The organism is Pseudomonas graminis (assembly GCF_900111735.1).
GTDB classification, from domain to species: domain Bacteria; phylum Pseudomonadota; class Gammaproteobacteria; order Pseudomonadales; family Pseudomonadaceae; genus Aquipseudomonas; species Aquipseudomonas graminis.
In genome coordinates this window covers 137165-160210 of record NZ_FOHW01000008.1, presented here as the reverse complement: position 1 = coordinate 160210, position 23046 = coordinate 137165, and the positions used below count along the sequence as shown (strand labels likewise).

The window sequence follows — 23046 nt, the reverse complement described above, 5'->3', positions numbered from 1 at the left end:
CTTCGCGGGCAAGCGCGCTCCTACAGGTGTCGGCGAACAGCCGGCATTCAGCCAGTCACATCTCGACGCCGCGAATCCCTGGCAACGCCGCCAAAGCCCGGTCCCACACCTGCCGCGTCCTCACCCACGCCACTTCCTGCCAGTCCGGGTCCGCCGGATAGAACTGCTCCAGCAGCCCTTTCTTGATCCGCCGACCGGTTTCGTCCAGCGGATCGCCGTGCAGGTGCAGCCAATGGTCGTCCCGCAAATGCCCATGCACCGCTGCCCCCGGGTACGTACCGCATTCAATGACAAACGGCATCAGGTGCACACCCGGCAGCGCGTCGAGGAGCATCTGCGAGGTGTAGCCGGTGGACGTCGCCGCCACACCGGTTTCGCTGACGCGATTGGCGCCGGTGATCAGCGTGAACAGCCACGGCCCGAACAACGCTTTGGCATCATCGAGCGCGGGATAGGCCGACTCGACGATGCTCATCAGCATCGGATGGCCGTAATCCCCGGCGCCGGTGTGCAAGTCGAAACAGCTCACCACCTCCACGTCCTGCAGGTATTGGCCGACGATGCTGCACAGGGTGCGATTGGACCAGCTCGGCCCGTTGCCACCGAAAAACAGCCCATCGGGGAATGCGTACTGCCCCGCCTCCACCACCGACATCAAGCCTGACCAGCCCCGCGCGTCGATCGCTGCCTGAAACTGAGCATCAGCCTGATCGCGCTTTGGCCCGCGCAACTGCTCGCAGGCGTAAATCCCGTGGACGTCGATATAGGCGCGGTTGTTCGGCAGCGGCCGGCTGAAGTCCAGGTAGTTGCGGTTCTGATCGAGGTTGTCTTCGTTGACCCGCCGCATCCACGCCGTGCCCCAAGGGTTGATCAGGTGAATCATCAGGATCGCCACGCCCTCGTGCAGCGCGCGTGGGTCAAACCCCTCGAGCCAGCGGCTTTGACAATCGGAACCGTAATAACCCTCCACCCCATGGGTGCCGCTCAACGCCACCAACACCCGCTGCGCATCCGGGTCGCCGAGCCAGGCGACGTCCGTGGCCAGCGCCTCACCAAAAGGCCCCGACAACGGGTGGACGTACTCACTCAACCGAGCGCCAGCGGCGGTGGCTGCCGCCCTGAAACGCTCGCGCAACTGGCGATAACCCGGACGATCAGGGAAAAAGTGGCTCATGAATGCACTCCAGAAAGCGATGGCACCGCGCGAACAGGTCCGTACTGGACAGGCCGAACGCCACGAAAAAGGGACACTGCGTCAAAAATGTTACAACCGGACACGTTTTGGCACACTTCTTTCTAGTGTTTCTCTTGTGGAACGTCAGTACCACGAAACGCTTCGCGTCCAGCCCAGGCTGCCGCGAGTCTACGCTGCCAAACGGTGCGCACCACGCACCCGGGGGCAGGAACCGGACATTACCCCGTCCGAAACAGTGCAGGACGTCGACCAGAAGTCTGGCGTCCGTCGATAAGGAACTCGATTCGTGCCAGACATGCGCCCTTCACACCCGATCCTCCCACACCGCGCCTTGCCTTTTCCGCTGCACGCCTCCGTCAGCGAGCCTGCCGTCCGCCCCATTTCCCTTCAGCGCTCCGGCTGAAACGCAGCGCCCCTTCGCTGCAGTGCCTCATCTTTATTTCGTTCCAATGGCTGCCGCTTTTATAGCGATTTAGTAGCCACTTTTTATTGTTCCTGTTCGGGACAGGTGCGCCTGTCCCAATAAAATTTTTAATAGCGCGCGGGATCGTTCGCTGTTGATTCACGCACACTAAAAATCATCACTGATCATTTTTAATCAGTGCACGACAGCGATAACGACTCTCCACACCCTGACCGACAAGTCACACTTTCAGGACACACCACAATGATCACTTGAACACTCACGCACCAACTTGCACCTACTTAATCACGTTTGGTGCATTGCACTTCTGATCCAACGGGAACAGGTCAACGCGCAACCGCGCGGTGAACCTGAATGAATAGGCTCGCCCCCTGTTTAGGAAACTTTCCCTACCCCCATAAAGTGAACGGAGCCAGATCAAATGAAATTCGCTAAAAAGTTACAGGAATGCGACATCGCCCCGACCCAGGCCAGAAATGGCGGGCCAGAGCCCTGCACTGGCATAGCGGTTGCAATAGCGATCATCGTTAGGTAGTCATTCTGAAACAAAGACGTACATCTCCGTACTCAACAAGAAATCAGGGAACTGCAATGTCGTCTCCATAGCTCACGCAGCAACAGCACTTATATAAGAGTGGTTCTTTAAAGACCTGCTCCTCCAGGCCTCGTGCTACCGACAGCACGGACGTCAACTTCAAACACGGCAACTTGTTTGAACGGACCCTTATTGCCCTTCAACCATCCGAGGGAGCTTTAATGAATGACGCGGTAAAAACGAAAGTCATACCTGACCCGGCGCCGGACGCTCTGTCCATGGCCTGGCCGCGTATTCCTTTCAAGGAAAACACCTCGCGCCCGGGTGAACTAAGCCGGACGCACGTGTTGATATTGATTGCCGCCTCGCTCCTTATTCACGGCGGCATCTGGTGGTATATGCAGACCGCCAAAGCCGAGGTCCCGGAAGTTGCGCCGCAAGTGCCCGAGATGACCGTGGAATTGACCAGCCCGACACCGCCAACCCCGGAAACTCCACCTGAGCCACCACCACCGCCGCCTCCGCCTGAGCCGCCTCCGCCTCCGCCGCCGCCTCCTGAACCGGAGCAACCGGTCGAGGACCCCGACGCGGTCAAGCCGCCGACAAAGCCGGTGGAAAAGCCGAAGGTCGAGAAGCCCAAGCCGGTCAAGAAGCCTGAACCGGTGAAAAAGCCAACACCGCCCGCCCCTGCTGCACCCGCTGCGCCGAGCACACCTGCGCCGGCCGCACCGTCGCCATCCCCTGCACCGCCAGCGCCGGCTGCGGCACCGGTCAAAGAATCGGCGGCGATTTCCGGCCTCGCCAGTCTGGGCAACCCGCCACCGGAATACCCCGGCGCGGCGCTGCGCAAGGGCATGGAGGGCCGCGTGATCCTGCGCATCAAGGTGCTGCCCAACGGCCGCGCCGGCACGGTCGAGGTGACCAAATCCAGCGGCAAACAGGTGCTGGACGATGCGGCGGTGGAAACGGTGCGCAACTGGAAGTTTGTTCCGGCCAAGCGCGGCGACACCCCGATCGAAGGCTTCGCGACGCAAACCATCGACTTCAAGCTGCCCGAATGAACCCGGTCAGCCGATCAACAACAACTTTTTATAGAGCGGGTGAGGTGTAACCATGAACGAATCGATCTCTTCGATGATTGTCCCCGGCGTACTCTGGGCGCTGGTGGTGTTTTCAGTGCTGAGCTGGGGACTGCTGCTGATCAAATCCGCACAGTACTTACGCTTAAAGACCCAAAACAAACAGTTCACCAAAGCCTTCTGGGCGGCGCCGGATCTGCTCACCGCCGCCGAGCACTCCAGTCAATACCCGGGCTCCCTGGCGCGCATCGCCAACAGCGGTTTCGAAGCCATGGCGGTGGACGATTCGCCGCGCAACACCCAGCAGCTCGCCCACACCATCAACCGCTCCGATCGCCTGGAGCGCAACCTGCGCCAGCAGATCCAGAAAGAACGCCGCGCCCTGGAAGCCGGCCAGGCCATCCTCGCCAGTATCGGCAGCACCGCGCCGTTCATCGGCCTGTTCGGTACGGTCTGGGGGATCATGGAAGCGTTGCAAAGCATCGGCGCCAGCGGTTCGGCGAGCCTGGAAACCGTGGCCGGCCCCATCGGTCACGCCCTGATTGCCACCGGTGTCGGCATCGCTGTCGCAGTCCCGGCAGTGCTGATCTACAACTTCTTCCTGCGTCGCCTCAAGCTCGCCGTCGCCGACATGGATGATTTCGCCCACGACTTCGACGCCCTCGCCCAACGCAGCGCATTCGCCATCAACCGTCAGGCCATCGCCAGCAAGCACAGTCAGGCTGTGCGGGAGGCGAGCTGATGTCGTTCTCCACCCAAGACAGCGATGAAGTGCTCAGCGAAATGAACGTCACGCCGCTGGTGGACGTGATGCTCGTGCTGCTGGTGGTGTTCATCGTCACCGCGCCGCTGATGACCAACGCCATCAAGGTCAACCTGCCGAAAACCGACGCCGTCGCCGCCGCCGACAAGAAAGACCCGGTGGTGGTCAGCGTCGACCAGGACGGCAAGTTCTACCTGGCAAAATCCGAAGTCGCGCCGGAATCCCTGGAGCTCAGCCTCAAGGACGTCAAGGCCAGGGACCCGGAGGTGCGCGTGCAATTGCAGGCCGACACCAACGTCAACTACGGCCAGGTGGCCAAGGCGATGGCGTCGATCGAGCGCTCGGGCATTACCAAAATTTCAGTGATGACCTCGAAATGATCGGCCCATGACCGGCAGTTGATCTGCACTTGAAATAGGCGCCGCGCCTCGATGCGGCGCTGCACACCCTACTCCCGATTCACCGCCGTCCGGGTTTTTGCCTCGGAGGGGAGCGGCTTGCTTGAAATAAGGAAATTCCCGACCGCCATCACCGCGTCGGAGCAACGAGGGCTCACAAAGCCATTTCAATAACATCTGGAATAAGTCGGAAACTACCATGCTGATGAGCTTTCCCGGTTTTACCCTCAAGTCCCTTGTTGTAGCCGTACAACGCCACCCCCGTGCGCTGATTTGCGCACTGGCGGTCGGCATGAGCCCGGCCTATGGCGCAGAAAACACCGATGGCGCCAGCGAAGCTGCCGCACCAGCCTCCGCTGCAGCGCCTGCGACCACGCAACTGCAACGGGTAGAGGTAACGGGCTCGGCGATTCGCCGGGTCGATGCCGAAACGGCGGTGCCTATTACCATCCTGCGCGCCGATGATCTCAGGAAACAGGGCGTTACCACGACCGCCGAACTGGTTCAGCGCATCACTGGCAGTCAGTCCATCAACAACAGCGCAGGCTCCGTGGGCTCAGCGACTGGCGGCGCTTCGTTCGCCGATATGCGCGGTATTGGCGCGAACAAAACCCTGGTGCTGCTCAACGGTCGTCGCCTTGCCAACAACGCGCTGTCGGGCACCAACTCGGCAGGTGGAGCGGTCGATCTGAACATGATCCCGTTCGCCGCCATCGAACGCGTGGAAGTGCTGCGTGACGGAGCATCGGCGTTGTACGGCACCGACGCCATTGGTGGCGTGATCAACTTCATCACAAAAAAAGCTCTGACCGACGGCTCGCTTAGCCGCGGTGGCTCGTCCCCTACCGCTGCCGGCGGCGGTGACACCAAAGACATGAGCGCCAGTTGGGGCTACGGCGATCTGGAGGAACAGCGTTTCAATGTCATGGGCGTGTTCAACTACAACACCCAAGGCAACCTCGCTGCCCGTGACCGCTCGTTTGCCAATAGCTACCAACCTGGCCGCGGCCTTGACCAGACCTCGGGCACCTCGTTCCCGGCCAACTACAACCAGGGCGACAATGCCAGCAACCCGTTGCTGGGGAGCAATTGCAGTGGTCCAGGCCAGGTACTGAGCCGTGGCCTTTGCCGCTTCGACACCAAGCAATACATTGATCTGGTGCCGCAGACTGAAAAAACGTCGTTCTTCGGTAAAGCCACTGGCAAGCTGGCCGACGATCATAACGTCAGCCTGGAGTACTTCTGGGCGCGCAACAACAACGCCACCGCCATTGCTCCGGCACCACTGACCGGCCAAAGCCTGGCCCCGTCCTCCCCTTATTACCCTGGGAACGGCATCACACCGCTACCCAGCAATTTCGCGCTCGACCCGACCCAACCTGTAGATCTCAACTGGCGTGAAACCGCTGCAGGCGGCCGCGAATCCAAAGACCAGAACACCAGCCAGCGTATTTTGCTGACCTTTGACGGCTTGGTTGGCGGCTGGGACTACAACGTCGGCGCCTCGTATAACCAGAACAAAATTCTCTCGTCCGTCACCAATGGTTATGTCAGCGACAGCGCCATGGTGGCCGGTCTGGCCAACGGCACTATCAACCCGTTCGGCGCCCAGTCCGCAGCGGGCCAGCAGTACATCGACGACGCGGCGTATCACGGCCAGTATTCCTCGGCAGTCGGTCGTGTAATGGCCTTGGACGGTCGAGTCAGCCGTGAAATCGGTGACTGGTTTGGCTCGGGCCCTTCCGGCCTGGCCTTGGGCGGTGAGTACCGTAAAGAGAAATTCCACCAGGACTTCAACCCGTTCGTCGATGACATCAGCAGCCTGGGCCTGGACTCAAACGGCAGCGTGACCGGTGACCGTACTGTAAAAGCTGAATACGCCGAACTGAACGTGCCCGTGCTCGACAGCCTGGAGCTGAGCGCCGCTATTCGTCACGATGCCTACAGTGACTTCGGCAGCACCACCAACCCTAAGTATTCGTTCCGCTACCAGCCGTTCAAGCAATTGGTGGTTCGCGGTGCGTACAGCGAAGGGTTCCGCGCGCCATCGTTGTATGAGCTTTATGCTCCGCAAAGCATTACCTTCACCCAAGCGTCCTACAACGACCCTCGCCTGTGTACCGGTGGCGTGGTGCAGCCTGGCGGCAACGCCGGTCGCGACTGCGGCCAGCAATTTCTTAGTCAGATCGGGGGGAATCCGGACTTGGCGCCTGAAAAAGCCCGTAACGTCACCTTCGGCTTTGTTTATCAGCCTGTTCGCGATTTGTCGGTGGGTCTGGACTTCTGGTGGGTTCACATCTCAAACCAGATCCAGGCGTTTCCGGAGTCCACAGTGTTCTCTGACTCAGCGGCCTATGCCGACCGTTACGTGCGCAATGCCGACGGCACGCTGGCCAACATCATCGCGACCAACTCCAACCTGGGTAACGTCGATACCAACGGCGTGGACGTCTCGCTGGACTACCGCTTCCCGAACACGCCATACGGCCAGTTCGGCCTCGGCCTGCAAGGCACTTACGTCGACGCTTATGATTTCCAGAGCACGATCAAAGGGCCTTATACCGACAAAGTCGGCGACTTCCAGGGTGATGGCGTGATTGCGCGCTGGAAACACAACCTGACAGCCAGTTGGAACCTGGGCCCGGCCCGTGCCACGCTGACCAACCGCTTCACCACTGGCTACAACGATTACGACCGCGACACGAACGCGCGCGTTGCGTCCTACTCGGTATGGGACGTGGCGACGGGTTACACCTTCGAAAAAGTACTGGATGTCGATGTCGGCATGAGAAACATGTTTGACCGCAACCCTCCGTTCACCAACCAGGCTTACAACTTCCAGTCCGGCTACGACCCGCGCTACACCGACCCACTGGGCCGCACGCTGTTCGCCCGCGCCACGTACCACTTCTAAGCGCTGACGCCCGACGCGCTGGTGCTCCGGCGCGTCGGGCTGCACCCAAGGATTGTCCGCATGTCCGCCACCCCCTTTTCACTGCCGCGCCGCATACCGGGCGAGGCATTGCTGTACACGGTGCTGTTGTTTACCTCGCTGCTGCTTGGCGCTCCTCAGGTTTTCGCCACACCGGTGCATGCACTGACCGTCTATGGCGAAGCGCCGAAATACGCCGCTGATTTTCAGCACTTCGATTACGTCGACCCTGACGCGCCCAAGGGCGGTTCGATGAGCCGCGCGTCCGAGGAGATCGGCCAGTTCAACTACCTCACGCCCTATGTCGATCAAGGCATATCCGTGAGCCAGATCGACACGTGGGTGTATGCGCCGCTGGCCTATCGCTCACTCGATGAGCCCTACACGGTGTACGGGCTGGTCGCCGAGAAGATGGAACGCGACCCCGACAACCTCTGGGTGCGCTTCTACCTCAACCCCAAGGCGCGTTTCGATGACGGCACACCCATCACTGCCGAAGACGTGCGTTACACCTGGCAAACCCTGATCACCCAAGGCAGCTTCAGCTACCGGCCGCTGTACGGCGACGTGAAGGACGCGGTGATCGAAGCGCCCGGGCAGATCCGTTTCGATTTCAAGACTGGCACCAACCGCACCCTCGCACTGGACCTCGCCAGCCTGCGCATCCTGCCCGAGCACTGGTGGAAAACCCGCGACTTCACCAAGGGCGGCGGCTTCGAACCGCCACTGGGCAGCGGGCCGTATCGGGTCTCGCGGGTCGATGCCGGGCGTAGCGTCAGCTTCGAGCGGGTCAAGGACTGGTGGGGCAAAGACCTGCCGGTCAGCCGCGGGCTCTACAACTTCGACGCGCTGACGGTGAATTTCTACGGCGACACCGATGTGGCCCGGCAACTGGTCCAGGCCGGCAACTTCGATTACAACCGCGAGTTCTCTTCGGCAGGCTATGTCGTCGGCTACACCGCGCCGAGCCTGCAGGACGGCCGTCTGCAAAAGACCATTCTGGCCAAACGCCGCCCGGTGGCCGGTCAGGGCTTTGTCTTCAATCTCGACAAACCGATATTTCAGGACCGGCGCGTGCGCGAAGCCTTGGCGATGCTCTGGGATTTCGAGTGGGTCAACGGGCAGATCATGCGCAACTTCTATGTGCGCGAACAAAGCTACTTTCCGAAGAGCGAGATGGCCGCCACCGAGCTGCCCGACGCCCAGGAGCTGAGCCTTCTCGAACCCTTACGCGCGCAGGTTCCGGACGAAGTCTTTGATCAGGTCTGGCGCGCGCCGAAGACCGACGGCAGCGGCTACATCCGCGACAAGCAGCTCAAGGCCCTCAAGTTACTGGCCGACGCCGGCTGGCACGCGAAGAACAACCGGCTGGTGAACGCCGACGGACAGCCGCTGGAGTTTTCCTTCCTCGACGGCCAGGGCGGTTTCGAGCGGCTGGTGCTGCCGTACAAGCGCGTGCTGGCGCAGATCGGCATTACCCTGAATTTCCGCCGCGTGGATTCGGCCCAGTACATGAACCGCCTCAACGCCCGGGACTACGACATGATCGTGGTCACGCTGCCCGCCAACGGCAATCCGATCCTCTCCCCCGGCCGCGAGCTGTACAACCTGTTCGGTTCGCAAAGCGCCCGACAGGTCGGCAGCTCCAACGCCATGGTGCTGCGCAACCCGGCGGTCGATCACCTCATCGACGGCCTGGTCGCGTCCAATAACCGCAACGACATGCTGCACTACGCGCGAGCGCTGGATCGGGTCCTGCTCTGGGGTTTCTACATGATTCCGAACTATTACTCCCAAGGCACACCGGTGGTGTTTGCCAACCGGTTTGGCCGGCCGGCTATCGAGCCGATCTACGACGTCGGGCTGGAAAGCTGGTGGGAGGTCAGCCGCGTGCCGCTGAGCAACGCTCAAATGGCCGCGCGTCTCACGCCACAACGTAGCGTGTCGAACGACCGTCCTGCGCCAACGCCAACGCCAGAAACGGAGGGCCAGTGACATGCTCGCCTACACCCTGCGTCGCCTGTTGCTGATCATTCCCACGCTGCTGTGCATTCTGGTGGTCAATTTCCTCATCGTGCAGGCCGCGCCGGGCGGTCCGGTGGAACAAGCCATCGCCCGGGTCCAGGGCATGAGTCCAACGGGCGGGATTGGGGGCGGCGGTGGCGAGGTCGCGGCCACGGGCGGCATCAGTCGGGGTGCCCAAGGGCTGGACCCTGAACTGGTGGAAGCCATCAAGCACCAATACGGTTTCGACAAGCCGCTGCACGAGCGCCTGTGGCTGATGCTCACCCACTACGCGCAGCTGGATTTCGGCAACAGCTTCTTCCGCGGCGCCACGGTGACCGGGCTGATTCTGCAAAAGCTGCCGGTGACGATTTCCCTGGGACTGTGGGCGACCCTGATCACTTACCTGATCTCGATCCCGCTGGGCATCCGCAAGGCCGTGCTGCATGGCAGCCGTTTCGACGTCTGGAGCAGCACGGTGATCATCATCGGCTACGCCATCCCGGCGTTCCTGTTCGCCATTCTGCTGATCGTGGTGTTTGCCGGGGGCAGCTACTGGAGCTGGTTTCCGGCCCAGGGCCTGTTCTCGGACGACTTCGCCAGCCTCTCGCCGCTGGGCAAGCTGCGCGACTACCTGTGGCATCTGGTGCTGCCGGTCAGTGCGCTGGTGATCGGCGGCTTCGCGACGCTGACGATCCTCACCAAAAACAGCTTCCTCAACGAGATCGGCCGACAGTACGTGGTGACCGCCCGGGCCAAAGGCCTCAGTGAACAGCGTGTGCTCTACGGCCACGTGTTCCGCAACGCCATGTTGCTGGTGGTGGCGGGCATTCCCCAGGCGCTGATCGAGGTGTTCTTCGCCGGCTCGCTGCTGATCGAAACCATCTTCGGCCTCGATGGCATCGGCCGCATGAGCTACGAAGCGGCAGTCTCACGGGACTACCCGGTGGTCTTCGGCACGCTGTTTCTGTTCACCCTGTTCGGCCTGCTGATCAAGCTGGTGGGCGACCTGTGCTACACGCTGGTCGACCCGCGCATCGACTTTTCCGCGAGGAGCGCCTGATGTTCGAGTTTTCCCCGCAAAACCGGCGCCGCATCGCCAACTTCAAGGCCAACCGGCGCGGCTGGTGGTCGCTGTGGCTGTTCGTGGCGCTGCTGGTGATTTGCCTGTGCGGCGAACTGATCGCCAACGACAAGCCCTTGATCGTCAGTTATCAGGGCGACCTGTACTTCCCGGCCCTGCACCAGTACCTGGAAACCGACTTCGGCGGCGAACTGCCCTTCGAGCCGGACTACTCCAGTGACTACGTGCGCAAACTGATCGCCGACAGGGGCGGCTGGATGCTCTTCGCGCCGATCCCGTTCAGTTACGACACGGTCAATTACGAACTCCGCGAGCCTTCACCCAGCCCGCCGAGCGCGCGCAACTGGCTGGGCACCGACGACCAGGCCCGGGACGTCATGGCGCGGGTGTTGTTCGGCACCCGCGTGTCGATTCTGTTTGCGTTGGCGTTGACCGCCATCAGCACGGTGATCGGTGTGTTTGCCGGGGCGGTTCAGGGCTATTACGGCGGGCTGGCGGATTTGATCGGCCAGCGCTTGCAGGAAGTCTGGTCGGGGTTGCCGGTGCTGTACCTGCTGATCATTCTGTCCGGTTTCGTTGAGCCTGATTTCTGGTGGCTGCTGGGGATCATGTCGCTGTTTTCCTGGCTGGCGCTGGTCGACGTGGTTCGCGCCGAGTTCCTCCGTGGACGCAATCTGGAATACGTGAAAGCCGCCCGCGCCTTGGGCCTCAGCGACGGCGCGCTGATGTGGCGGCACATTCTGCCCAATGCCATGACCAGCACCCTCACCTACCTGCCGTTCATCGTCACCGGCGCCATCGCCACACTGACCGCGCTGGATTTCCTCGGTTTCGGCATGCCCGCCGAAAGCGCGTCCCTGGGCGAGCTGATCGGCCAGGCCAAACGCAATTTGCAGGCGCCGTGGCTGGGTGTCACGGCGTTCTGTGCCCTGGCACTAATCCTCACGCTACTGGTGTTCATCGGCGAAGCCTGCCGTGACGCCTTCGACCCCCGCACATGAGCGCTGCCATGACTGACCCTCTGATCCAGATCCGCAACCTGCGCGTGGCCTTCAACGGTGCCGAAGTGGTGCACGGCATCGACCTCGACATCCAGCCCGGCGAGTGTCTGGCGCTGGTCGGCGAGTCCGGCTCGGGCAAGTCGGTGACCGCACACTCGATCCTGCGGCTGCTGCCGGCCAAGTCCGTGAGCACCCAGGGCAGCATTCGCTACAAGGGCGTCGATCTGCTGCAGGCCAGTGACAAGGCGCTGCGGGGCCTGCGCGGCAACCGCATCGCGATGATTTTTCAGGAGCCGATGACCTCGCTGAACCCGCTGCACACCGTGGAGAAACAGATCGGTGAGATCCTCGCCATGCACAAGGGCCTCAAGGGCAAGGCCGCCCGCGAGCGCACGCTGGAACTGCTCGGGCTGGTGGGCATCCAGAACCCGCCGCAGCGGCTCCGGGCCCTGCCCCATCAACTGTCCGGCGGGCAGCGCCAGCGGGTGATGATCGCCATGGCTCTGGCCAACGAGCCCGAGCTGCTGATCGCCGACGAACCGACCACCGCGCTGGACGTCACGGTGCAGCTGAAGATTCTTGAGCTGCTCAAATCCCTGCAACAGCGGCTGGGGATGTCGCTGCTGCTGATCAGCCATGACCTCAATCTGGTAAGACGCGTCGCCCAGCGGGTCTGCGTGATGCGCGCCGGCGAAATTGTTGAGCAAGCAGACTGCCAGACGCTGTTCGCCGCTCCGCAGCACCCCTACAGCCGCCTGCTGATCAATGCCGAACCCGACGGCGAACCGGTGCCCGGCGAGCACACCCAGACGCTGCTGTCGGTGGAGGCGCTGAAGGTCTGGTTCCCCTTGCCCAAACCGTTGCTGCGGCGCGAGCAGCACTACATCAAGGCGGTGGACGGCGTCAGTTTTGAACTGCTGAAAGGCCAGACACTGGGTATTGTCGGCGAGTCTGGGTCAGGCAAGTCGACCCTGGGCCAGGCGATCCTGCGGCTGATCGATTCCGAAGGCAGCATCCGCTTCGCCAACAAGGAGTTGAGCCTGCGCAGCCAGCAGTTGATGCGGCCGCTGCGAAAGCGCATTCAGGTGGTGTTTCAGGACCCGTTCGGCAGCTTGAGTCCGCGCATGACGGTGCAACAGATCATCGCCGAAGGGCTGCTGACCCACGGCATCGGCACCCCGGCCCAGCGTGAACAGACGGTGATCCGCGTACTCGGCGAAGTCGGTCTGGACCCGGACAGCCGCCATCGCTATCCCCACGAATTCTCCGGCGGTCAACGCCAGCGCGTGGCCATCGCCCGCGCGCTGGTGCTGGAGCCGGAGCTGATCCTCCTCGACGAACCTACCTCGGCGCTTGACCGCACAGTCCAAAAACAGATCATCGCGCTACTGCGGGATTTGCAGATTCGTCACGGCCTGAGTTATCTGTTCATCAGCCACGACCTGGCGGTGGTGCATGCATTGGCCCACGACGTGCTGGTGATCAAGGACGGCAAAGTGGTCGAGCAAGGCGCGGCGCGGGAGATCTTCGGCAACCCGCGACAGCCCTACACCCAGGAACTGCTGCGCGCTTCCGGGCTGGATTTCGGCGGACAGGCGTGAGCCGACATACCTTGCGACACCTACTATAATGCCCGGCCACGGCGTATCATCGCGCCCCCTCGATTTCCTGCTCTGGTGCCTGTCATGACTGCCCTCCCGCTCACCTCCGAACGCCGCGGCTGGTCGTTCTGGTGGAAACCTCTGGCGTTCCTGCTGGTGGCCGCCATCGGCTTGTACTACGTGAAGTGGTCGCCGTATTACTTGAAATCTTTTATCGCCGCCGATACCCATAACATCGGTGGTTCGATCATCAACGACAACCCGGCCACACCGTGGGCCGCCGCATTGGCGTACGCCCAGGTGTACTTTCTGGCGATCTGGAAAGCTGCCGTGCTGGCAGTGATTCTCGGCTCGCTGCTGCAGGTGCTGATTCCCCGGGACTGGCTGCTGAAAATGTTCGGCCGCGCCGGACTCGGCTCGACCATTCGCGGCGGCCTGTTCGCCCTGCCCGGCATGATGTGCAGCTGCTGCGCGGCGCCGGTGGCTGCGGGCATGCGCAAGCAGAACGTCTCGGTTGGCGCGGCGCTGGCCTTCTGGATCGCCAACCCGGTGCTCAATCCGGCCACGCTGGTGTTCATGGGCTTCGTGCTGGGCTGGGGCTTCACCGCGCTGCGGCTGGTGGCGGGCCTGGTGCTGGTGATTGGCGTGTCTTTGGTGGCGCAACGCATCTCGCGCCCGGAAGCCGTGCCTGAACAGGCGCTGCAAGCCGTGGCCAATGCCGAGACACCGGACGAGGGCAGCCTGCTGGTGCGCTGGGGCAAGACGCTCTGGCAGTTGTTCTGGACCACCATCCCGATCTACGTCATCGCCGTGCTGATCCTGGGCGCAGCGCGGGTCTGGCTGTTCCCCCACGTCGACGGTGCCATGGGCAACAGCCTGTTGTGGCTGGTGCCGCTGGCGATTGTCGGCACGCTGTTTGTGATCCCGACCGCCGCTGAAATTCCGATTGTGCAAACCCTGCTGACGTTGGGCCTGGGCACCGCGCCTGCCGTGGCATTGCTCATGACCCTGCCGAGCGTGAGCCTGCCGTCGCTGTTGATGCTGCGCAAATCCTTCGACGCCAACGTGCTGGTGACCGTGGGTGTGCTGACCATGCTGGTCGGGGTGGTGAGTGGACTGGTGGGAGCCGCGTTGTTGTAAGGCCAGGATCAAGATCTCAAGATCAAGCGCTACGGCGGCTTTGCCACACGGCAGGCCGCTTCGCCTTTGACGGGTGACCTGGAAAAGCGTCCCGCTCGTGGCTTAAGCGTCAGCCGCCCGACACCTCAAATCACACCACATGTGCACCTTCGACACATACTGCTCCCCCACGGCGACCGCGTACGGCTCTATCCCAAACACCTCAAACCCCATCCGGTCATACAGGTTCTGCGCGCCGCTATTGCCCTCGGTCACCGTCAACTGGACAAGCACCAACTGCGGCTGCGTCCGGGCATGCTCCAGCACACTGCGCACCAAGTCATGCCCAATGCCCTTGCCCCGAAGCGCGTGGGGAACGTACATGCCGAACAGCGTGGACTTGTGACGGGCCTTCTTTCTGCGCTCCACAGACAGGCCGGCAACCCCCGCTAACCTTCCTGCTTCAACGGCGCCGAACACCACCTCAGTCGCGTCAGGCCCGACCACAAGCCGCTTTTCCCACCAACTGATCGGCAAGGCTTCGCGCTCGCCGACGTCGGACGTAAACGCATCAGGATGGAGGGCGTACGCTTCAAGCATCAGGGCTCGATACGCCGAGGCATATTCCGGGGTCAGTCGCTTAATGGTGGTGGTCATCGAAGTCACGCTGCAGGGTCGAGCGCTGATTATGTGGCGAAACAGCTGGTTTTCACCTCGGCTATTGCAAAAACCCTGCTCATCGCTGCAACCTCCACGGTTTGTGCGGCTCAGACTATTCGCGACAGGTAAAATCGCGCACCGTGGGCGCGTCAGTTCGAGGGAGATTTCCATGCGTTTCAGATCATTCATCCAGTGTCTCGCGGTTGTGCCCCTAGCGCTGCTGATGGCAGGGACAGCCGTGGCCGGCGAAGAAACGCAGCTGATCCAGTCGATCAATACCTACCGCAGCCAGGCTCAGCCTTGCGCCAATGTGGCGTCGACCGAGCTGCCGCCGCTCAACAGCGACCCGCGCCTGAACCTGCCGGCCAGTGGCACGGTCGATCTGCAGCCCATGCTGGCCCGGGCGTCGTATCCGATGGTCAGCGTCCAGGCGATCACCCTCTCGGGCCCGCGCGATGCGCAAGCGGCCATGGCGGCGATTCAGGAAAGTTTTTGTCAGGTGGTGCTCAATCCGCAGTTCGTCGACATCGGCGTCAGCCGCAACGACCGCGACTGGCGCATCGTGCTGGCGCGTCCACTGCTCGCGGGCGGGTTGGGGAATGCGCAGGCCGAGGGCCAAAAACTGCTTGGCCTGATCAATGAAGCGCGCAAACAACCGCAGCAATGTGGCGCCCAGTCGTTTTCCGCCGCCGCGCCGCTGGTGTGGAACGACACCCTGATGAGCGCAGCCGAAAGCCACTCGCGCTCCATGGCCAACAACAATTATTTTGATCACAAGGGTCGCAACGGCGGAACGCCGGGAGACCGCGCGGAGCTGGCCGGGTACATCGGCCAGCAGATCGGCGAGAACATTGCCGCCGGGCAGGACAATGCGCGCAAGGTAGTAGAAGGCTGGCTCGCCAGCCCCGGCCATTGCGCCAACCTCATGAACCCGCAGTTTCATGACCTTGGCGCTGCCTACGCCACCGACCCGAAAAGCGATGCCGGCATTTACTGGACGGCGATGTTCGGGGTGCAGTAACGCTGATCGCCAGCGCCCTGATCTAAACGCGAGCCGACCCGAGCGCCTGCTGCCCCTCGGCGCCCGCTTCGGTGTAATGCCTGCAGTGGGCCAGCGCCTGGCCCTGTGCATCGAACAGATGGCAACGATGGCCGCGCACACCGACGCGGAGCAATTGCCCGGCCTTGACCGCCGACATCCCCTCACCCTTGACCATCAGATCGTGTCCCTCGTCGGTCTGCGCGTGGGTGAACGTCTCGCCGCCCAAATGCTCGACCACCAGGGTTTTCACCGGGATCTGTGCATCGCCCTCGCCTCGGTCCGACAGGTGCTCGGGGCGCAGGCCCAGCGTCAATGACTCGCCCGCTTTCACCTGCTCGCCCTTCACCGGAACCCACAATAGCTCGCCACCCGGCAGGCTGACCTGGACGCCTTCGGCACTGCTAGCGACCGCCGTGACCGGTAGAAAACTCATCTGCGGCGAGCCGATAAAGCCCGCGACGAAGCGGTTGCACGGATGGTGATACAGCTCCAGCGGCGATCCCACCTGCTCGATGCAACCTTTGTTGAGCACGACGATTTTGTCAGCCAAGGTCATGGCTTCAACCTGGTCATGGGTGACATAGACCATGGTCGCCTGCAGGTCGGCGTGCAGCTTGGCGATCTCGATGCGCATCTGCACGCGCAGGGAGGCGTCGAGGTTGGAAAGCGGTTCGTCGAACAGAAACACTTCCGGCTCATGGACGATGGCGCGGCCGATGGCGACGCGCTGACGCTGCCCGCCGGAGAGGGCTTTGGGCTTGCGGTCGAGCAGCGGTTCGAGCTGAAGGATGCGCGCGGCATTGCGCACCTTGGCTTCGATCTGGTCTTTGGGGATCTTTTGCATTTTCAGCCCGAAGGCGATGTTGTCGTAGACCGACATGTGCGGGTACAGCGCGTAGGACTGAAACACCATGGCCACGCCGCGATCAGCCGGTTCAAGGTAGGTGACGTCCCGGGCGCCGATACGAATCTGCCCCTGGGTGATGCTCTCCAGGCCCGCGATGCAGCGCAGCAAGGTGGACTTGCCACAGCCCGAAGGCCCGACGAAGACCACGAACTCGCGGCTCTCGATGCTCAGGTGGATGTCATGCAAGACCTTGATCTCGCCATAGGCTTTCTCGACGCCACTCAAACTGAGCTCAGTCAACATCGTATCCCCTGAATTATTGTTGTTTGGGCATTTTCACTGGCAACGCCGTGCTGATTTGACAGCAATGCATTTTGTCCTACGATCATTTGTAATTCGTAAATTACAAATGTCAAGGAGCTCACCCGAAGCGGTTTACCTGCCCCGCAGCCCCACCTGCATGCACCGCGAAGCACATGTCCCGCGTAACCCTCACCCACAACAATAATGAGGTCACGTAAATGAAGAAGCTGGTTTGGAATGCCCTCTCCCTGTCGATTGCGCTGGGTTCCGGCGCCGCACAGGCCTGGACGCTGGAAGAGGCCGCCGCGCCGTACAAGGGCACCGAGATCAAAGCGATTTTCCTCGACCGTCCCGGTTACGCCGCCGCCATCAAACTGCTGCCGGAGTTCGAAAAGAAAACCGGCATCAAAGTCAGCTACGAAACCGTCCCCTACGAGAATAGCCGCGAGCGCGAGGTGTTGAGCTTCACCTCCGGTGAGCAGCTCGACGTCGTGCTCACGGACGTGGTGTGGATCGGCGAATTTGCCGGCAACGGCTGGCTTGAACCGATCACCACCTTCACCCAGGACGCCAAGCTGGCCGACCCGGACCTCAAGCTGGAAGGCTTCTTCCCGATCCTGCTGGAGTCGTTCGGCAGTTGGGACAAGCAGACCTACGGCCTGCCGTTCGATAACTACTCCGGCCTGCTGTTCTACAACAAGTGCATGCTCAAGGACGCCGGTTTCGACAAGCCACCGGCCACGTGGGACGAGCTGCTCAAAGACTACGCGCCCAAGCTCACCGACAAGACCAAGGACCGCTACGCCTACGCCCTGCAATCGCGACGGGGTGAGACGCAATCGGCGGACAGCTTCATGCGCTTCCTCTGGCCGTTCGGCGGCTCGCTGCTGGACGACAAGTTCAAATCCAACCTCAATTCCAAGGCGTCCCAGCAAGGCCTGCAATTTCGTCAGGACCTGATGAAGTACATGCCGCCGGGCATCGTCGACTACGACCACAACGAAGCGGTCAACGCCCTCGCCCAGGGCAAAGTGGCGATGATCACCGAATGGTCGGCGTTCTACGGAACCCTCGCCGACCCGACAAAATCGAAAATCACCGATTGCCTGGCCGTGGCCACCGAGCCCAAAGGCCCGGCCGGTCTGAAGCCGGCACTGGGTGGTTTCTCTCTGGGCGTGAACGCCAAGTCCGACGACAAGCAGAAGGCCGCCGCGTGGCTGTTCATTCAATGGGTCACGTCCGAGGCCATGGCCCGGCCGTACCTGGACGCCGGTGGCGTGAGCGGGCGCATGTCGGTGTACAAGGACGCGGACGTGCAGAAGAAATACCCGTTCGTGCAGCCGATGGTGACCTCGTGGGAAGGCGGCGTGCCTGACTACCGCCCTCGCTTCCCGCAGTGGCCGGAAATTTCCGAAGTGGTCGGCGAAAACGGCACCGCGATCATGCTCGGCAAAACCAGCGTGGAGGCCGGTGCCAAGGCGATTGGCAGCAGGATGGAGGAGATACTGAAGAAGGCGGGGTATTACGACGGCAAAGCGAAGCTATTGAAGTAATACCCCACCTGTAGGAGCGCGCTTGCCCGCGATTGCAATGTGTCTGCGACATGTCCAGGTCTGACATACCGCAATCGCGGGCAAGCGCGCTCCTACAGGGGCTCGGCCGTCTGTCCCTGATCGACTCGAGACTCACCCCCATGACCAACAAGAAAAAACCACCCTTCCCGACCCTGTGGAACAACACCCGCGCGGCCTTTGCCTTTCTCGCGCCGGCCACCGTTGCCCTGGCGCTGATCGGCATCTTTCCGACGGTGTTCGCGCTGGTGAACTCGTTCCGCCAGTACAACCTGGCCCGGCCAAAAGACGCGACGCCTTTCATCGGCTTCGACAACTACCTCAACGTGCTCAACGACGCGTCGTTCTGGGCCGCGCTGGGGCGAACCGGGCTGTTTCTCATCACCGTGGTGCCGATCCAGCTGGCGCTGGGGCTGATCATCGCGCTGATGCTGCACAAGCCTGGCCTTTCCGGTTTCAAACTGCTGGCACGCATGAGCCTGGTCATCCCGCTGGCCACCGCGCCCGCCGTGGCCGGGCTGATTGGCCGGCTGATCTTCAACCGCGATTTCGGGGTGGCCAACGCCCTGCTCTCACTGGTCAACGCCGGGCCGGTCGAATGGCTGGGCGACACCACCAACGCGTTCATTGCCGTGGCGCTGATGGACATCTGGCAGTGGACGCCCTTCTGCGCGCTGGTGCTGCTGGCGGGGCTGACCATGGTCCCCAATGAGATTGAAGAGGCCGCGCGTCTGGAAACCCGTAGCCGCTGGCAGATCGTGCGTTACGTGCAGCTGCCGTTTCTATTGCCCAGCGCGACGGTGATCCTGATTCTGCGCACCGCTGACATCCTCAAGATGTTCGACACCGTGTTCACCATGACCCGCGGCGGGCCTGGGGCGGCAACCGAACTGGTCAGCGTGTACATCCAGCGCATCGGCTTTCGCGTGTTCGATCAGGGCGTCGCGTCGGCGCAGGCGATCCTCATGCTGATCCTGACCATCGTGCTGGCCCGGCTGTACATCAAATTCGTTTATCGGGAGATCTGACATGGCGACCGTTACGGGCGCGAAAACCTCGGCCACCCCTGCCCACCTGCGGCCACGGGCGAGAGTCAATGGCTGGCATCTGGTCGGCCTGCTGGCGATCTTCCTGTTCGCGGTGTTTCCGTTCTACTGGATGGTCGCCACCAGCCTCAAGACCCAGGCAGAAGCCCTCGCCTCGCCACCGATCTGGGCGTTCACGCCGCACCTGGATAACTACGTAAAAGTGCTGTTCGAGCGCGATGTCCTGCACAGCCTGGGCAACTCGCTGATCGTCGCGGTCTGCACCACGGTGCTCGCCGTTGGCCTCGGCACGCCGGCGGCTTACGCGCTGGCGCGGTTTGAATTCAAGGGCAAGGAAGACCTGTGGTTCTGGTTCATCACCAACCGCATGCTCAGTCCTATCGTCGTGGCGCTGCCGATCTTTCTGATGGCGCGCAACATGGGCCTGATCGACACCCATCTGGTGCTGATCCTGATCTACCTGACCTTCAACCTGCCCATCGTCGTGTGGATCTGCACTGACCAGTTTCGCGGCGTGCCGAAGGATCTGGACGAAGCCGCGCGGCTGTCGGGCGCGTCACGCTTCACCATCTTCTGGCGCATCGCCCTGCCCCTGGCGATGCCTGGGGTGGCGGTGTCGGCGATCTTCTCGTTCATCTTTTCCTGGAACGAGTTGCTCTATGCGCTGGTGCTGACGCGCAATACCGCCCGCACCGCGCCGGTGACCGCCACCAGCTTCATGAGCGGCTACGACTTGCCCTGGGGCGAGATCATGGCCACCGGCACACTGATCGTGTTCCCGGTGATTATTTTCGCGTTGATGGTATCCAGGCATCTGGTACAAGGGCTGACCATGGGCGCCGTGAAATAGACGCCCCGCTTTACCGGCCACAGTAAGGACACCGCCGTGCAAAACCTTTATCCGGACACCACCGCCCACGCCGAACCGGTGAACACCGAGGACCAGTTCAACATTCGCATCGCCTGGTCCTATTACGTCAACAACATGACCCAGCAGCAGATCGCCGACCGGCTGGGCATCACCCGCGTGCGGGTCAACAAGGCGCTGGCGACCTGCCGCGAAACCGGTGTGGTGCAGATTCGCATTACTTCGCCGCTGGCCGCCTGCATCGAACTGGAAGACCGCCTGCAAGCGCGTTTCGGCCTGCGTCGCGTCACCGTGGTGCCCTCGCCGGATGACCCGGCAAGCATCTTTCGCGTGCTCGGCGTCGGCATTGCGCCGAGCATCGAGGAATACCTCGTCGACGGCAGCATCGTCGCCGTGGGCTGGGGCCGTACGCTGCGCCAGGCGGTGCGCGAACTCTCGGCGCGGGCGCTGCCGAACCTGACCGTGCTGTCGCTGCTCGGCGGCCTGCATTACGGCTCGGCCAACAACACGGTGGAAATCGCCTCGAGTTTTGCCGGGCTGTTCGGCGGCTCCTGGTACTACCTCGCCGCGCCGGTGTTCGCGCCTTCAGAGCAATACCGCGATATGTACCTCGAAGAAGCCTCGGTGCAAGCCGTGCTCGGCAAGGCGCGGCAGGCCGACCTGGCGTTGCTCACCGTCGGTGATTTGAGCGAGCGCTCACTCATGCTGGAACTGGGCCTGGTCAACGATGAGGACGCGAGCTCGCTGCGTGCCGCCGGTGCCGTGGGTGACTTGCTGGGCCGCTGGCTGGACCGCGACGGCAACGAAGTCAATCACCCGCTGAACCGTCGCGCCGTCTCCCTGGACCTCGAAGACCTGCGGCGGATCAAGAAGGTCGTGCTGGTTTCCGGTGGGCCGTACAAGGCCGACATCATTCGCGCGGTGCTGCTGCGCAATGTCGTCCACGAGCTGGTCATCGATGAAAGCGCGGCGCGGCAACTGCTCGATGACAACTCATTATGACGACTGCCGCCTTCCCGGCTAAAGCCAGTCCTACCTTCCCCTATGGAGCGATCGCGATGGCCCATCATGACTTTAGCGGCAAGCGGATTCTGGTCACCGGCGCGGGCAAGGGCATTGGCCGGGAAACGGTGCAGTGGCTGGAGCGCTGCGGTGCGCAAGTGATCGCCATGGGGCGCAACCCGGATGATCTGGCGTATTGCGCGCTCACGTCGGTCGCGGACCTGGCCGACGTCGACGCGACCCGCGCGGCCGTGGCCTCGGCGTTGCCCATCGACTTGTTGGTCAACTGCGCGGGAGTGGTCGAGCTGGAATCGTTTCTCGACACCTCGGTCGAGACCTTCGATCACTTGATGGCGGTGAACACCCGGGCGCCCATGGTCGTGGCGCAAATTGTCGCCCGTGACCTGATCGCTCGCGGTGTGCCGGGCGCTATCGTCAACGTCTCAAGCCTGGCCGCGGCGGTCGGCACACGGGATCATCTGGCCTACTGCGCGTCGAAAGCCGCGCTGGATGCCATGACCCGGGTGATGGCCGTCGAGCTGGGCGCCTACGGCATCCGTGTCAACAGCGTGAATCCGGTGGTGACGCTGACGCCGATGGCGGACAAGGCCTGGAGCGACCCGGTGAAGGCCGGCGCGATGCTGTCGCGCATTCCCCTGGGCCGCTTCGTACAGCCCGGGGAAATCGCCGCGACCATCGCGTTCCTGCTTAGCGACGACGCCGGCATGATCAACGGCGTGACCCTGACCGTGGACGGCGGTTTCAGCGCTGGCTGACGCGCGCGGCCAAGGATTCGCTTAGCCCCACAGCGTCCGGCCGAAGAAGGTCAGCGTACGGTCCATGGCCAGTTGTGCCCAGACCGGATCGTATTGCGTGCCCGGAATCCGGCCAGGCCCGACGGCTTCTTCGTTGGCGAAGGCGTGGTGCGCCAGGTAGCGGTGGAATTCCAGGTCGACGCCGCCTTCGCTGAGTTTGGCTTCGAGCTGATCGACGCCATCCGCCGGGAAAAACTCATCCTGGGTGCCCCAATGCGCCAGCACCGGCACCTTAATCGCGGCAGGGTCGAGGAATTCCAGCGGCGGCATGCCGTAGAACACCACGCCAGCGGACAGCTCGGGGATGAAGTTCAGTGCCAGCAGGGTCAGCGCGCCGCCCATGCAAAAACCGGTGACACCGACTTTCTGGCTGTGGCCCTTGAGGTACTGCACGGCGCCGCGAATGTCTTGGGTGGCGGCGTCGGCGAAGTCGAGTTTATCCATCAGGTGGTGGGCTTCTTCTTCCTCGACCGTCATTTCACCACGGTACAGATCGGGCACGAGCGCCAGATAACCGCACGCCGCAAGACGATCGGCCACGCCACGGATCTGGTCGTTCAGGCCCCACCATTCCTGAATCACTACCACCGCCGGTGCGCCTTCGGTTTTGGCCGGGCTGGCCAGATAGCCACTCAGTTCTTTGCCGTCCGGGCGCTTGAACGTGATGGTCTTGCCCGTTGCCTGTGTCGATGCCTGAGTCATGGGGTTCTCCGGAGAAGAAATTCGGTTGGGTTAACAGCGTGAGCCGACTGACCGT

General features: G+C 62.4%; 19 protein-coding genes. 15 read left to right on the top strand and 4 right to left on the bottom strand.

Annotation, left to right across the window (positions count from 1 at the left end; translation table 11 throughout):
- Positions 1-55 precede the first annotated feature (55 nt).
- Entirely contained in the window at positions 56-1174 is a 1119-nt protein-coding gene (locus tag BMY98_RS08840; RefSeq protein ID WP_074887482.1) for a DUF2817 domain-containing protein, read from the bottom strand.
- 1201 nt (positions 1175-2375) lie between these two features.
- On the opposite strand from BMY98_RS08840, the gene BMY98_RS08835 reads away from it, so the two are divergent.
- The 9 genes from BMY98_RS08835 (at position 2376) to BMY98_RS08795 (ending at position 14156) form a co-directional block, all read left to right on the top strand.
- Positions 2376-3215 (top strand): energy transducer TonB, encoded by an 840-nt coding sequence (locus BMY98_RS08835; RefSeq protein WP_074887479.1) that lies wholly within the window; start codon positions 2376-2378, stop codon positions 3213-3215.
- Between the two features lie 52 nt (positions 3216-3267).
- Positions 3268-3975 (top strand): MotA/TolQ/ExbB proton channel family protein, encoded by a 708-nt coding sequence (locus BMY98_RS08830; protein ID WP_108120225.1) that lies wholly within the window; start codon positions 3268-3270, stop codon positions 3973-3975.
- Positions 3975-4376 (top strand): ExbD/TolR family protein, encoded by a 402-nt coding sequence (locus tag BMY98_RS08825; protein WP_074887476.1) that lies wholly within the window; start codon positions 3975-3977, stop codon positions 4374-4376. The genes BMY98_RS08830 and BMY98_RS08825 overlap by 1 nt, the downstream gene beginning before the upstream one ends.
- Positions 4377-4593: 217 nt before the next feature.
- On the top strand, positions 4594-7308 hold the full coding sequence (locus BMY98_RS08820) for a TonB-dependent receptor (protein ID WP_074887473.1): 2715 nt from the start codon (positions 4594-4596) through the stop codon (positions 7306-7308).
- Positions 7309-7368: 60 nt separating this feature from the next.
- Complete coding sequence (locus tag BMY98_RS08815; protein ID WP_074887470.1) at positions 7369-9321, top strand: extracellular solute-binding protein; 1953 nt, start codon at positions 7369-7371, stop codon at positions 9319-9321.
- Position 9322: 1 nt separating this feature from the next.
- Positions 9323-10393: a microcin C ABC transporter permease YejB gene (locus BMY98_RS08810; RefSeq protein WP_074887466.1), complete on the top strand. Its 1071-nt coding sequence runs from the start codon at positions 9323-9325 to the stop codon at positions 10391-10393.
- On the top strand, positions 10393-11415 hold the full coding sequence (locus tag BMY98_RS08805) for an ABC transporter permease (protein WP_074887463.1): 1023 nt from the start codon (positions 10393-10395) through the stop codon (positions 11413-11415). The genes BMY98_RS08810 and BMY98_RS08805 overlap by 1 nt, the downstream gene beginning before the upstream one ends.
- Before the next feature lie 8 nt (positions 11416-11423).
- Complete coding sequence (locus BMY98_RS08800; RefSeq protein WP_074887460.1) at positions 11424-13016, top strand: ABC transporter ATP-binding protein; 1593 nt, start codon at positions 11424-11426, stop codon at positions 13014-13016.
- An 84-nt stretch (positions 13017-13100) separates the two neighbouring features.
- On the top strand, positions 13101-14156 hold the full coding sequence (locus BMY98_RS08795) for a permease (protein WP_074887457.1): 1056 nt from the start codon (positions 13101-13103) through the stop codon (positions 14154-14156).
- Between the two features lie 102 nt (positions 14157-14258).
- Here BMY98_RS08795 and BMY98_RS08790 read toward each other — a convergent pair whose 3' ends face one another.
- Positions 14259-14792 (bottom strand): GNAT family N-acetyltransferase, encoded by a 534-nt coding sequence (locus tag BMY98_RS08790; RefSeq protein ID WP_074887455.1) that lies wholly within the window; start codon positions 14790-14792, stop codon positions 14259-14261.
- Positions 14793-15018: 226 nt separating this feature from the next.
- Between BMY98_RS08790 and BMY98_RS08785 the strand changes: the two genes are divergently transcribed.
- Entirely contained in the window at positions 15019-15816 is a 798-nt protein-coding gene (locus BMY98_RS08785) for a CAP domain-containing protein (RefSeq protein WP_425438855.1), read from the top strand.
- Positions 15817-15838: 22 nt separating this feature from the next.
- Here the strand turns inward: BMY98_RS08785 and BMY98_RS08780 are convergent, their stop codons facing one another.
- Positions 15839-16984: an ABC transporter ATP-binding protein gene (locus BMY98_RS08780; protein ID WP_083398754.1), complete on the bottom strand. Its 1146-nt coding sequence runs from the start codon at positions 16982-16984 to the stop codon at positions 15839-15841.
- A gap of 221 nt (positions 16985-17205) precedes the next feature.
- Here BMY98_RS08780 and BMY98_RS08775 point away from each other — a divergent pair, with 221 nt between their 5' ends.
- From BMY98_RS08775 to BMY98_RS08755, 5 genes are all read left to right on the top strand, one after another.
- Entirely contained in the window at positions 17206-18540 is a 1335-nt protein-coding gene (locus BMY98_RS08775) for an ABC transporter substrate-binding protein (protein ID WP_074887446.1), read from the top strand.
- A 140-nt stretch (positions 18541-18680) separates the two neighbouring features.
- Positions 18681-19586 (top strand): carbohydrate ABC transporter permease, encoded by a 906-nt coding sequence (locus BMY98_RS08770; protein WP_074887443.1) that lies wholly within the window; start codon positions 18681-18683, stop codon positions 19584-19586.
- A gap of 1 nt (position 19587) precedes the next feature.
- On the top strand, positions 19588-20454 hold the full coding sequence (locus BMY98_RS08765; RefSeq protein ID WP_083398750.1) for a carbohydrate ABC transporter permease: 867 nt from the start codon (positions 19588-19590) through the stop codon (positions 20452-20454).
- Between the two features lie 36 nt (positions 20455-20490).
- A complete protein-coding gene (locus BMY98_RS08760; protein ID WP_083398749.1) occupies positions 20491-21474 on the top strand; it encodes a sugar-binding transcriptional regulator in 984 nt (327 codons plus the stop codon).
- Between the two features lie 56 nt (positions 21475-21530).
- Positions 21531-22250 (top strand): SDR family oxidoreductase, encoded by a 720-nt coding sequence (locus BMY98_RS08755; protein WP_074887440.1) that lies wholly within the window; start codon positions 21531-21533, stop codon positions 22248-22250.
- A 21-nt stretch (positions 22251-22271) separates the two neighbouring features.
- Here BMY98_RS08755 and BMY98_RS08750 read toward each other — a convergent pair whose 3' ends face one another.
- Positions 22272-22991, bottom strand: a complete 720-nt coding sequence (locus BMY98_RS08750) for a dienelactone hydrolase family protein (protein ID WP_074887437.1) — start codon at positions 22989-22991, stop codon at positions 22272-22274.
- Between the last annotated feature and the right edge of the window lie 55 nt (positions 22992-23046).